We start from the raw sequence: 11,690 nt of genomic DNA, 5'->3' as shown, positions 1-11,690 counted from the left end.
CTTTTTTTATAACATCGAAGTATAAGTTATTTTTGGTAAAAAATGAACAGCGAACTAGCAAAAGCCACTAAAGAAGATATAGAAATAAAAGTAAAAAAGATTATATTAGAGCACATCAGTAAGGATGTAGAAAAATTCGGTAGTTCTTCAAAATTATCAGATCATGGTGCAGATAGTTTGGATGCAGTTGAAATAATCATGGCAGCAGAGGAAGAGTTTGGGATAGAGATTCCTGATGAAGATGCACAAAAAATGGAAACTATGGAGCAAATAGTTGAGTACATTAGTAGTAAAAAAGGCTAATAGTTAGTGTTAAATGAGCAGAAGAGTAGTAGTTACTGGTATTGGCTTGATCACTCCGCTAGCAGCGGATGTTAAAAATACTTGGGCCAGGTTAATAGATGGTAGATCTGGTATAAAAGCAATTAGTACGGATAGATTTGATTCTTCTGATCTTGCTTGCAAGGTTGCAGGGCAAGTGCCGTTGCAATCTGACAACATTGAAAATTACTTTAACCCAGTAAATTATATTTCGGAAAAAGACCTAAAAAGAACTGATCGTTTTATTCATTATGGCATTGCAGCAGCGATTCAAGCAGTAGATGACTCATTGCTTCTGGAAAATCAGAATATTAATCGAGAACGTGTTGGTGTAACTATTGGCTCTGGCATAGGCGGACTTCCGTCAATTCAAGAAAACGTTATCACTATGCAGGAAAAGGGTCCAAGACGTGTCAGCCCATTTTTTGTCCCTGCAAGTTTAATAAACTTAATATCAGGACATGTTTCTATTAAATATGAATTTACTGGTCCAAACGATTCAGCAGTAACAGCATGCGCAACAGGCGCGCACGCAATTATAAATTCAGCAAGAGCTATAAAACTTGATGAAGCGGATATAATCATCGCAGGTGGAGCAGAAAGTGCGCTATGTAGAGTTGGAATTGCAGGTTTTGCATCGATGAAGGCGTTATCAACTAAATTTAATGATAGGCCAGAAGAAGCTTCAAGGCCATGGGACGAAGAACGTGATGGATTTGTCATGGGTGAAGGAGCGGGTGTTTTAGTGCTGGAAGAATATGAGCATGCAAAAAAGAGGGGAGCAAAAATATACGCTGAACTTGTTGGATATGGGCTCACAGGAGATGCGTATCACATAACTGCACCACACCCAGAAGGAAGAGGTGCATTTAAAGCAATGGAGCTTGCTCTTCAAAGTGCACAAATCGATTCTAACAAAATAGGGTATATAAATGCGCATGGAACTTCAACACCACTTGGAGATAAAATCGAAGTAATAGCAATGAAGCAACTATTTGGTGATTACGCTTATAAAATACCAGTTTCTTCAACTAAATCTTCGATAGGGCACTTGCTTGGTGCTGCAGGAAGCGTTGAGGCAATATTTAGCGTCCTCGCATTAAACAGTGGGATTATCCCGCCAACTTTGAATTTACACAACCCATCAGAAGGGTGTGATTTGAATTTTGTACCATTTAAAGCTCAGGAACATAAAGCTCAATATGCACTTTCTAATTCGTTTGGTTTCGGTGGTACTAATGCATCGCTTATTTTTGGACAAGTGTAGTCGGTGCCATCCAAGTAGCCTTTCTCTTGTCACCCTTGTAAAGGCCAATGGGTTCTCAGTAGATTCGGCTCTTAATAGAGAAAAACTTTTGAAAAATTGGAAAAGGGAATGGAAAATCAATTTAGTTGCAAGAAAAAATCCAAACTGGTATGATTTGTATTACGAAGTTACTAACCAGTGTCCGCTACTTGGATGACACCATTAGTTAACACTTAACACTCGTTCTATCGCTTTGCAGGATGTTCGTACAGTTGTGGAATAAATCGTAGTATGACGTCGAGAAATCTTACTTATTTCAGCTATATATAATTTAAAAATCAACCCACTTTTACACAATATTGATCATCTTTAAACAGCAACCTGACATTTTTTATTCCCTGATTACGAAGCTTTGACGCCGTTGATTTGGCGGCATGAATGTTTTCAAAAAATGCAGTATATCCCTTACTTTCTGTAGAAATTTTTTTAGGATGACGTTCTTGTATTGCTTTTTCATACTGTTTTTTATAACGTGGATTTTTTTTGACTAATTGTTCTGACATTTTCTTTAAATATTTGATTTTTACTCTTGCAAGTCCATCTTCATGAAATCCTAAAATGCTTGCTGCCTCTTCTGAGAGATCTATTATTCTATTTTTAAAAAATGGCCCCCTATCGTTCACCCTTACAACAAGATTTTTTCCATTTTTTAAATTAGTTACATGCACAAAGCAAGGTAGTGGCAATGTCCTATGCGCTGCTGTTATTAAATGACGATTAAATATTTCACCATTTGCTGTCGGTTTATTGTGATCTTCTATCCCATACCAAGATGCTATACCTATTTCTTCATAGTTGTCATAACTTTTTGGATGATAAGTTATACCATTGATTGTATAACTACTACCAATTTTATAATGACCTGATTTGCCGTGATGTTTGTTGTGAAAACTACAATCACTTATTAAAGTGAATATTAGACATAAAAATACTAATCTTTTTATCATGACTTTAGTAAAAGGATTCGCTATTTAAGGATTTTAGATTATAATAAATTTAGTAACAAAGTAAATCCCTAAAGGTGAGCAGTACTAAAATAGTGCATATTATCGGCATAGGCGGAATCGGGATGAGCGCCATTGCTGAAATCCTTCATCATTCTAGCTATAAAGTGCAAGGCAGTGATGCACATTCAAATAATAACACAAATAGGTTAAAAAAGTTTGGGATAGAAGTGTATATTGGTCATAGCGCTGAGAATATTAACAAAGCTCAAATAGTTGTATATTCCTCTGCAATAAAATCTGATAATGTGGAATTAGTTGCAGCAAAAAGTAACAATAAAACCATTTTACACAGATCAGACATCCTTGCTGAACTTTTAAAAAATAAATATGTGATAGCAGTTTCAGGTTCAAGCGGAAAGACAACAACAACAGCAATGATTGCTTCCATTTTTGACCATTCTAATATTGATGCAACTGTCATTGTCGGGGGAATTTTAAATTCATATCAGAGCAATGCAAAAGTCGGAAAGGGTAACATTTTTTTGATTGAAGCTGATGAATCAGATGGAACTATGCTAAAGATTCCTGCTAATATTGCAGTTATAACCAGTATTAACGATGATCACATAGATCATTATGGTACATTTGACGATATCAAGGAAGCATTTCATCAATTTATTAATAAAGCAGATTTTGCAGTTTTGCCTGACTCTATGGATATTAATTATGATGGAAGTAACGCAATAACGTTTGGATTTGAGGGTGGCAATATTAAGGCTATTAACATTAGACAACACGACAATATCATAGAATTTGATGTGCTAATTGCCCCCTCTCTTTTGTCATCCCAGCTCGTGACACTGGGATCCACAATTATAAAAGATGTAATATTGTCAGATGCAATTGGAATTCACAAAGTGAGTAATGCTTTGGCTGCAATATCAGTTGCAATAAAATTAGGAATCAGTGAAGAAAGTATTAGAAAAGGTCTTGCAGAATTCAAGGGAGTAGCAAGAAGGTTCTCTTTAATTGCTGACGTTAATGGTGTTAAGTTAATTGAGGATTATGCACATCATCCAGATGAAATACAGGCGACTTTAACAGCTGCACGTTCAATTACTAACGGAAAAATTGTTGGAATTATTGAGCCACTTCGTTTTGCTCGCGTTCGTAATTTTTTCAACGAATTCATAAGAATTTTCATGATGTTTGATTACGTAATTCTCACCCCAGTTCACCCACCAGAAGATGAACCTATTCACGGGTTTGGAATTAATGATATACAAAAAGCTCTGATAAGTAATGGCTTTGATAATGTAAAGATTACGAAGGATTCTCTACTCATTTCACGTTTTATTAATGGTTCGACAAATTGCGGTGATATAGTATTATTTATTGGTGCTGGTAGTAATATCGCTAAGTTAGCAAAAGAAACTGCGGAGCATATGAAAAAAGTAAAGGTTTAATTCGATGAAAAAAATAATTAACAATATATTTGCAAGAGAAATTTTAGACAGCAGAGGTTACCCAACTGTTGAGGTAGAAGTTGAACTTTGTGATGGATCAATGGGTAGAGCTTCTGTACCTTCTGGGGCTTCAACTGGTAAACTGGAAGCTTTGGAGCTCAGAGATCAAGATGAGAAAAGATATTGTGGGAAGGGAGTGCTTAAAGCTGTTCAAGCTGTAAATGGCGTAATAGCGAATGAAATCATAGGAATGGATGCAGCAGACCAAGGCGCAATTGATAAAGCGTTAATTGAACTGGATGGAACAAAAAACAAGTCTAAACTTGGAGCAAATGCAACTTTAGGCGTATCACTTGCTGCTTCAAAAGCTGCGGCGAACAGTTTTAATATGCCTCTATATAGATATTTAGGGGGAATTCAGGCGAATATTATGCCGGTACCATTAATAAATATCATAAATGGTGGAGTACACGCAGATAATGAACTAGATTTTCAGGAATTTATGATTCTTCCTGTCGGAGCTGAAACTTTTAGCGATGCAATCAGAATGTCCGCAGAGGTATTTCACAACTTGCGTAATATTCTTAAGAAAAAAGGCTACAGTACAAATGTAGGAGATGAGGGAGGCTTTTCTCCAAACATTAAAAAAACTGAAAAAGCTCTTAATTTGATAATTCAAGCTATAGAATCTTCTGGTTATTCCACGAACAATCACTTTGCACTGGCACTCGATGTTGCTGCATCTACTTTTTATAAAAATAAAATTTATAAATTTGGAAATAAGGAATTAAGCTCAAAGGAACTTGTAAAATATTATGATAATCTTATGGAAAAATATCCAATAGTTTCCATAGAAGATGCGATGGATGAAGACGATGATGAGGGATGGAAGTTGCTTACTGAAAGACTGGACAATAAAGTGCGGCTGGTCGGTGATGATTTATTTGTTACAAATTGTGAGATGATAAGTCAAGGCATAGCAAAAAATATCGCAAATACTGTACTTATAAAGCCAAATCAGATAGGAACTTTAACAGAAACTTTCAGTGCAATTGAAATGGCAAAATCACATGGATACGAAGTTATTATTTCTCATCGTTCAGGTGAAACAGAAGACACAACAATATCCCATATAGCAGTTGCATCAAATTGTGGACAAATAAAAACCGGCTCCCTATCGCGTTCTGACAGGCTAGCAAAATATAATGAATTAATGAGAATAGAAGATATGCTGGGAAAAAATTCTCAATATTATCGTGGGTTAGCATGGGGTTCATAGACGAAGTAAGATTGTATTTAAAAGCTGGTGACGGTGGCGATGGCTGTGCAAGTTTTCGTCGAGAAAAATTTGTTGAATTTGGTGGCCCAAATGGTGGTAACGGTGGAAGTGGTGGAGACATAATTTTCATCAGCAACGCCAATCTCAACACTTTGCTTAATTTTCGTTATAGAAGACATATTAAGGCAGATAGTGGAAAAAATGGTGCAGGTAGAGATAGATCTGGCATGGCAGGCAAAGATGTTATACTTAAAGTTCCTGTTGGCACACAAATAATCGATGAAGAAACCGAAGATGTTATAGTAGATCTTGACAAACCTGACATGGAATTTTTAATAGCACAAGGAGGAAAAGGTGGACTTGGAAATACTAACTTTAAATCTTCCACTAACAAAGCTCCGAGGCATTTTACTCATGGTAAACCTGGCGAAGAGAAACCTGTTTTACTAAAGCTAAAGGTTTTATCAGACGTTGGAATTATTGGTATGCCAAATGCAGGTAAATCGAAATTTTTGACTCGTTGTTCAAACTCAGATACAAAAGTAGGTGATTATCCATTTACTACCTTGAGGCCACATTTAGGTGTGGCAAAAGTGGACGATGGCGAAGTCGTAATAGCAGACATTCCTGGAATAATCACTGATGCTCACCTTGGAGTTGGGCTTGGACATAAATTCTTAAAGCATATAGAAAGATGTAAAGTTTTACTTCATTTAATTGACGTAACTCATGATGACGTTATTTCGGCTTATAATTGCACACATAATGAATTGGAGCGTTTTAATACCGAACTTGCTCAAAAAGAAGAAATTGTAGTATTAAATAAATGCGACTTACTTACAGAGCAGGAAGTGTTTGAAAAAAAGAACCACCTAACTAAGCATCTTGATAAAGAGGTTCTATGCTTATCAATCGACGATGATTTACAGAACATTTTAAGATTGTTAAACACTAAATTGCAAACAAACCAAACAAAAGAAAGTAAAGTGTATGACCCTTTTAAGATGTAAATCTTAGATATAGCTAATATAAATGTTTTATTGTTTAGTTTAGGAAGTACTATAGTAACGAGTTTTAAGCTTCTGTCAAACAACTTATAAAATTGATCTGTATCAATAACTTTTTTCATGCGTAGGCCCTGTGGAATTTGGTATTAGGGCTTGACTTACACGCTTGATACTTTTAAAATTTTTGTTTTAGTCCCGTCTACAATGTCAATAATGGTATTAAGCGTATTTCAAATAATATTAGTTATTGTTCTAGTAACTTTAGTTCTTTTGCAACCTCCTGGTAGTAGCTCACTAAGTGGTTTTAGTATCTCTGAGCAGGGGCTCAATTCAATGGTTTCTGTTAAATCTTCTGCAAATCCGCTCAGCAAAATAACAGCTATACTCGCTGGATTGTTTATTATAAATACATTGCTGTTATCAGGATTATCTTCAAAAGACGTGCATAAAAAATCGATTGCAGAGAAAATTATATTAGAAAAAAAACAAGAAAAAGAATCTACTTCTGTTCCATTTGAAAATTAATGAAAGAGGCGGCCGGTACTAGATTTATTTTTGTAACAGGCGGAGTTGTATCATCACTTGGGAAAGGTCTTGTTTCTTCAAGCATTGGTGCGCTGCTTCAAGCCCATGACTTTAAAATACACATTAGAAAACTTGATCCTTATTTAAATATCGATCCTGGAACAATGAGCCCAGCTCAACATGGAGAAGTATTTGTTACAGAAGATGGTGCTGAAACTGACCTGGATTTAGGTAATTATGAGCGTTTTACCGGAATTAAGGCAACAAAGGATGACAACATAACAACTGGTAAAGTGTATCATGAGTTATTAAAAAAAGAAAGACATGGTGATTATCTAGGTAAAACTGTGCAAGTCATCCCGCATGTTACAGATTTAATTAAGTCTTTTATTTCTAATAACACGGAAGATCTAGATTTTGTAATATGTGAAATAGGCGGTACTGTAGGTGATATCGAAAGCCAACCATTTTTAGAAGCTATACGTCAAATTAGTTATAAATTGGGAAAACAGAGAGTTATTCTTATACACTTAACTTTAGTGCCATATCTTGCTGCAGCGCAGGAGTTAAAGACAAAACCGACGCAACATTCAGTTCGAGAGCTAAATTTTGCAGGATTACAACCGGACATTATATTGTGCCGTAGCGAAAAAAAAATCTCCAAAGATCAAAGGGAGAAAATAGCTAATCTTTGTAATGTTCCTTTATCTAATGTTATACCTGCTCCTGATGTAAGCCATATATATGAATTACCAGCACTCTATAGCCAATATGGGCTTGATACACAAATTTTAGAGCACTTTAATTTAAGTAAGCCAAAGCCAAGTTTGACTTCATGGCAAGAAATAATAAATACCATTCAGAATTCAACACAGAAAATTATTATATCAATAGTTGGGAAGTATACAGAATTTCCAGATGCGTATAAGTCGTTGGTAGAAGCACTGACTCATGGAGCGATTTTGAATAAAGTAAAAATCAAAATAAACTGGGTGAATTCCAGAGTGCTAAATGAAAAAACTGTAGAAGAAAAATTAAAAAATTCTCGTGCAATTCTTGTGCCTGGAGGTTTCGGTGATCATGGAATAGAAGGTAAAATTTTAGCAATAAATTATGCCCGTACAAATAATATTCCTTTTTTTGGCATATGTCTTGGTATGCAGCTTGCGGTTATTGAGTTTGCTCGCAATGTTATCAAATTTGAGGATGCACACTCTGAAGAATTTTATGATTGCAAAAACCCTATTATAAAATTACTTGATAGCCAAAATAACAACTTAGGTGGAACCATGAGGCTTGGTGCATATAAATGTAGCATAAACTTAGATTCCAGAATGATGAATATATATGGTAGTTCTACCATTTCAGAGAGACATAGACATAGGTATGTTATCAATTCTGATTATAAAGATGATTTAGAGAAAAATGGCTTGATATGTAGCGGTATATCAGAAGATGGTACATGTGTAGAAGCAGTGGAACTAGAAAATCATCTATGGTTCATTGGTGTGCAATTTCATCCAGAGTTTCAATCAAAGCCATTTTCTCCACACCCTCTTTTTGTATCATTTGTTAAAGCAGCAGTTGATAAAAAAATAAAAATCTGATAGAATTTAATCAATGAGGTTAACAGAGGGGGGGTAAGTGTTAGGCGATTTGATATCTTTTAATGGAGAATTTCATAAAAGTGTAAAAAAACTATTAAAATACATAGAGGTTAACAATCCTAGCAAAGAAGAATTAGATGAACTTAGGGATCAGTTCGTAGAAAATGCAATACTGGATATAGAAAGAACGCATGGTACAAAGGAAATAAAGGGATTTGAATCAATAGAAGAAATAAAAAAGCATTTAAAGCAAGAAGAAGATAAGTGTAATTCAAAGCAATTAAGTCGAACTGCAAAAGAACATGGCCATGCAAAAAGAAAAATTATTGATGACAATAATAACATGTTATCATCAGGAGACCCCCTGCAAAACAAGCAAAAAACAGATGAAAAACATTAAAAAGCGTATAAAATGAAAATTGTAGAAGAGTAAAATGGCAATAAGTTACGTAAAAATAGCAAGAACACCATATATTTTTAGACAATTGACAGGGCTAACAACATCTGAATTTGAAAAAATTGTGGCAAAAGTGCGTCCAGAGTGGGAAAAAATGGAGGCGAAAAAGAAATGTCACGGAAGAAAATCGCATGTTGAGGAGCTAGAAGACAGGATTTTATGTGTTCTAATTTATTACAGAACGTACATAACGCATCCATTTTTAGGGTTTTTGTTTAATTTGCACAACTCAAATATTTGCCGACTTTTGAAGAAAATGGAGCCATTATTGGCCAAAAAAATTACTATAAAAAAGGATAGAACGCTGACGCCAGAAAGGATTTTAAAAATTTTAGCAGACGTCACGGAGCAACCGATAAAGCGGCCGAAAGACAGCAAAAAACGTAAGAAAAGTTACTCAGGAAAAAAGAAAACAACCACGATGAAAACCGAAATTGTGATTGAGGAAAGTGGACAAATTTTGTCGGTTTCAAAGTCACATCGAGGCCGAATGCATGATTTTCGCATAAGAAAACAGGAAAAATTGTTGCCCAAAGATAGCATAAAATATGCTGATTCTGGCTATCAAGGTTGGCAAAAACTGCAGAAAAACGTTGTGATTCCGTACAAAAAATACCGTAAAAAGCCACTAACGGAGGAGCAAAAGGAGCATAATCGGAAGCTGCCATCGTTCAGGATGCGTGTGGAAAATAAGATTCGCGAGATCAATGTTTTTAAGATTATGTCAAATATTTACAGAAATTTTCAGAAGAAATACAACATGAGATTTAATATTATTGCGGGTATTGTGAACTTGCGGCATAGTTTTTAATAATTTTTGGGCTGGGGATTTCTACCAGATTTTATCAGCAACTTGCTTCACGTTGTTTCGCAGGGGGTCTAGGCAATAACGTTATTAATGTTTTTGATGTAAAGGTTAAATTCAATGAGCCAAGAAGTGAGGTCTACGGTTTGAGAGATGTAAAAAAGATTAAGGAAAAAAACTGTATTTGCTGTAATAGTCAGTAAATGTTTAACGACTTTTACATGAAACTCGCCATCGAGCAAGCTAAAATTGCGAAAAAAATGGATGAGGTTCCAATAGGAGCTGTAGTAGTAAGTGAGAATAATGTAGTTGCTTCTGGATACAACATGACTATCATGTCTAATGACCCAACTGCGCATGCGGAGATATTAGCAATCAGACAGGCATGTAAATTACTTTCAACTTCAAAGCTTTGTGGTTCTGACATGTATGTAACTTTAGAACCGTGCCCGATGTGTGCTCAAGCTATCTCCTTTGCAAGGATTAGACGATTATACTTCGGGGCTTATAACCCAAAAGGCGGTGGAGTTGAAAATGGTGCTAAAATATTTCAATTTTGCAATCATGTTTCTGAAATCTATGGTGGAATATTAGAAGAAGAATGCTCTTTCTTGCTAAAGAATTTTTTTGAAGGGTTAAGAACCTGTCTTGAAAACATTTAGATGTACAGTCCCAGAGTATGATGGCATGGATTAAGTATAAATAACTCAGGAAATTGTGTGCACTGGTTGCATATAAATTCATATGGGGTAAGACCCTTAAGCCGCTTTGTATTGCTCAACGTACTGCCTCTGTCGTTCTGGCGCACCCATGTAACCACAACTCCTCCTTTAAATGGTAACTTCTCATATATCATGCCATCAGGACTGTACATCTAACTCGACCATAAAACATAAGACCCCCTGCGAAACAACGTGAAGCAAGTTGCTGATAAAATCTGGTAAGAAATCCCCAGCCTAAAAATTATTAAAAACTATGCCTCAAATTCACAATTCCTGCTATAATATTAAATCTCATGTTGTATTTCTTCTGAAAATTGCGGTAAACATTTGACATTATTTTGAAGATTTTTATCTCGCGAATCTTATTTTCCACACGCATCCTGAACGATGCCAGCTTCCGATTATGCTCCTTTTGCTCCTCCGTTAGTGGCTTTTTACGGTGTTTTTTGTACGGAATCACAACGTTTTTCTGCAGTTTTTGCCAACCTTGATACCCAGAATCGGCATATTTTATGCTATCTTTGGCCAACAATTTTTCCTGTTTCCTTATGCGAAAATCATGCATTCGACCTCTATGCGACTTCGAAATCGACAGAATTTGCCCATTTCCCTCGATCACAATTTCGGTTTTTATTGTGGTTGCTTTCTTTTTTCCGGAATAACTTTTCTTACGTTTTTTGCTGTCTTTCGGCCGCTGTATCGGTTGCTCCGTGACGTCTGCTAAAATTTTTAAAATCCTTTCTGGCGTCAGCGTTCTATCCTTTTTTATAGTAATTTTTTTGGCCAATAATGGCTACATTTTCTTAAAAAGTCGGCAAATATTTGAGTTGTGCAAATTAAACAAAAACCCTAAAAATGGATGCGTTATGTACGTTCTGTAATAAATTAGAACACATAAAATCCTGTCTTCTAGCTCCTCAACATGCGATTTTTTTCCGTGACATTTCTTTTTCGCCTCCATTTTTTCCCACTCTGGACGCACTTTTGCCACAATTTTTTCAAATTCAGATGTTGTGAGCCCTGTCAATTGTCTAAAAATATATGGTGTTCTTGCTATTTTTACGTAACTTATTGCCATCTTCCCTCTCCTAAAACTTTCATTTTACATGCTTTTTAATGTTTTTCATCTGTTTTTTACCTTTTCGCAGGGGGTCTATACTATGAGAAAAATTCTACCAACTTTTTGGCCAGATATTAACGCTGCTATTGATTTTATTTTTCAAAAATCGGGAAAAGCTTATCTTGGTT

11 protein-coding genes and 2 pseudogenes are annotated in these 11,690 nt (G+C 35.5%); 10 read left to right on the top strand and 3 right to left on the bottom strand.

What is annotated here, in order from left to right; all coding sequences use genetic code 11:
• Positions 1–42: 42 nt before the first annotated feature.
• Together acpP and fabF are read left to right on the top strand one after the other, a co-directional pair.
• Positions 43–303, top strand: coding sequence for an acyl carrier protein (gene acpP / locus AAGD89_RS02910; RefSeq protein ID WP_341808769.1), 261 nt, complete (start codon positions 43–45; stop codon positions 301–303).
• A gap of 13 nt (positions 304–316) precedes the next feature.
• Complete coding sequence (gene fabF, locus AAGD89_RS02905; RefSeq protein WP_341808768.1) at positions 317–1,588, top strand: beta-ketoacyl-ACP synthase II; 1,272 nt, start codon at positions 317–319, stop codon at positions 1,586–1,588.
• 317 nt (positions 1,589–1,905) lie between these two features.
• On the opposite strand, the gene AAGD89_RS02900 is transcribed toward fabF, so the two are convergent.
• Positions 1,906–2,574, bottom strand: a complete 669-nt coding sequence (locus AAGD89_RS02900; RefSeq protein ID WP_341808767.1) for a septal ring lytic transglycosylase RlpA family protein — start codon at positions 2,572–2,574, stop codon at positions 1,906–1,908.
• A gap of 122 nt (positions 2,575–2,696) precedes the next feature.
• Here AAGD89_RS02900 and murC point away from each other — a divergent pair, with 122 nt between their 5' ends.
• The 8 genes from murC to AAGD89_RS02860 all read left to right on the top strand — a co-directional run bounded on the left by murC (position 2,697) and on the right by AAGD89_RS02860 (position 10,382).
• Positions 2,697–4,040, top strand: coding sequence for a UDP-N-acetylmuramate--L-alanine ligase (murC, locus tag AAGD89_RS02895; RefSeq protein WP_341808902.1), 1,344 nt, complete (start codon positions 2,697–2,699; stop codon positions 4,038–4,040).
• 4 nt (positions 4,041–4,044) lie between these two features.
• Positions 4,045–5,319 (top strand): phosphopyruvate hydratase, encoded by a 1,275-nt coding sequence (eno, locus tag AAGD89_RS02890; protein ID WP_341808766.1) that lies wholly within the window; start codon positions 4,045–4,047, stop codon positions 5,317–5,319.
• The gene (gene cgtA, locus AAGD89_RS02885; protein ID WP_341808765.1) at positions 5,307–6,329 is read left to right on the top strand and encodes an Obg family GTPase CgtA; all 1,023 of its coding nucleotides are present in this window, start codon (positions 5,307–5,309) and stop codon (positions 6,327–6,329) included. The genes eno and cgtA overlap by 13 nt, the downstream gene beginning before the upstream one ends.
• A 201-nt stretch (positions 6,330–6,530) precedes the next feature.
• On the top strand, positions 6,531–6,851 hold the full coding sequence (gene secG / locus AAGD89_RS02880; protein ID WP_341808764.1) for a preprotein translocase subunit SecG: 321 nt from the start codon (positions 6,531–6,533) through the stop codon (positions 6,849–6,851).
• Positions 6,851–8,458 (top strand): CTP synthase, encoded by a 1,608-nt coding sequence (locus AAGD89_RS02875; RefSeq protein ID WP_341808763.1) that lies wholly within the window; start codon positions 6,851–6,853, stop codon positions 8,456–8,458. The genes secG and AAGD89_RS02875 overlap by 1 nt, the downstream gene beginning before the upstream one ends.
• Positions 8,459–8,495: 37 nt before the next feature.
• Positions 8,496–8,858 carry a hypothetical protein gene (locus AAGD89_RS02870; protein ID WP_341808762.1) on the top strand — a complete coding sequence of 121 codons (363 nt, stop codon included), beginning with the start codon at positions 8,496–8,498 and terminating at the stop codon, positions 8,856–8,858.
• Between the two features lie 34 nt (positions 8,859–8,892).
• Positions 8,893–9,726, top strand: coding sequence for a transposase family protein (locus tag AAGD89_RS02865; RefSeq protein WP_341808761.1), 834 nt, complete (start codon positions 8,893–8,895; stop codon positions 9,724–9,726).
• 215 nt (positions 9,727–9,941) lie between these two features.
• The gene (locus AAGD89_RS02860; protein WP_341808901.1) at positions 9,942–10,382 is read left to right on the top strand and encodes a nucleoside deaminase; all 441 of its coding nucleotides are present in this window, start codon (positions 9,942–9,944) and stop codon (positions 10,380–10,382) included.
• Here AAGD89_RS02860 and AAGD89_RS02855 read toward each other — a convergent pair.
• Positions 10,379–10,489 (bottom strand): annotated as a pseudogene (locus tag AAGD89_RS02855) (IS481 family transposase); the annotation flags it as partial. The gene AAGD89_RS02860 and the pseudogene AAGD89_RS02855 sit on opposite strands and share 4 nt — an antisense overlap.
• A gap of 197 nt (positions 10,490–10,686) precedes the next feature.
• Positions 10,687–11,520 (bottom strand): annotated as a pseudogene (locus AAGD89_RS02850) (transposase).
• Positions 11,521–11,690 lie beyond the last annotated feature (170 nt).

Origin of the sequence: Wolbachia endosymbiont (group E) of Neria commutata (assembly GCF_964026735.1) — a bacterium.
Taxonomy (GTDB): domain Bacteria; phylum Pseudomonadota; class Alphaproteobacteria; order Rickettsiales; family Anaplasmataceae; genus Wolbachia.
This window is presented reverse-complemented; position numbering and strand designations above follow the sequence as displayed.

Bases quoted from the DNA above. Each gene is read 5' to 3' on its own strand.
- acpP (WP_341808769.1), top strand. From the start codon at position 43: ATGAACAGCGAACTAGCAAAAGCCACTAAAGAAGATATAGAAATAAAA.
- fabF (WP_341808768.1), top strand. From the start codon at position 317: ATGAGCAGAAGAGTAGTAGTTACTGGTATTGGCTTGATCACTCCGCTA.
- AAGD89_RS02900 (WP_341808767.1), bottom strand. From the start codon at position 2,574: ATGATAAAAAGATTAGTATTTTTATGTCTAATATTCACTTTAATAAGT.
- murC (WP_341808902.1), top strand. From the start codon at position 2,697: ATGAGCGCCATTGCTGAAATCCTTCATCATTCTAGCTATAAAGTGCAA.
- eno (WP_341808766.1), top strand. From the start codon at position 4,045: ATGAAAAAAATAATTAACAATATATTTGCAAGAGAAATTTTAGACAGC.
- cgtA (WP_341808765.1), top strand. From the start codon at position 5,307: ATGGGGTTCATAGACGAAGTAAGATTGTATTTAAAAGCTGGTGACGGT.
- secG (WP_341808764.1), top strand. From the start codon at position 6,531: ATGTCAATAATGGTATTAAGCGTATTTCAAATAATATTAGTTATTGTT.
- AAGD89_RS02875 (WP_341808763.1), top strand. From the start codon at position 6,851: ATGAAAGAGGCGGCCGGTACTAGATTTATTTTTGTAACAGGCGGAGTT.
- AAGD89_RS02865 (WP_341808761.1), top strand. From the start codon at position 8,893: ATGGCAATAAGTTACGTAAAAATAGCAAGAACACCATATATTTTTAGA.
- AAGD89_RS02860 (WP_341808901.1), top strand. From the start codon at position 9,942: ATGAAACTCGCCATCGAGCAAGCTAAAATTGCGAAAAAAATGGATGAG.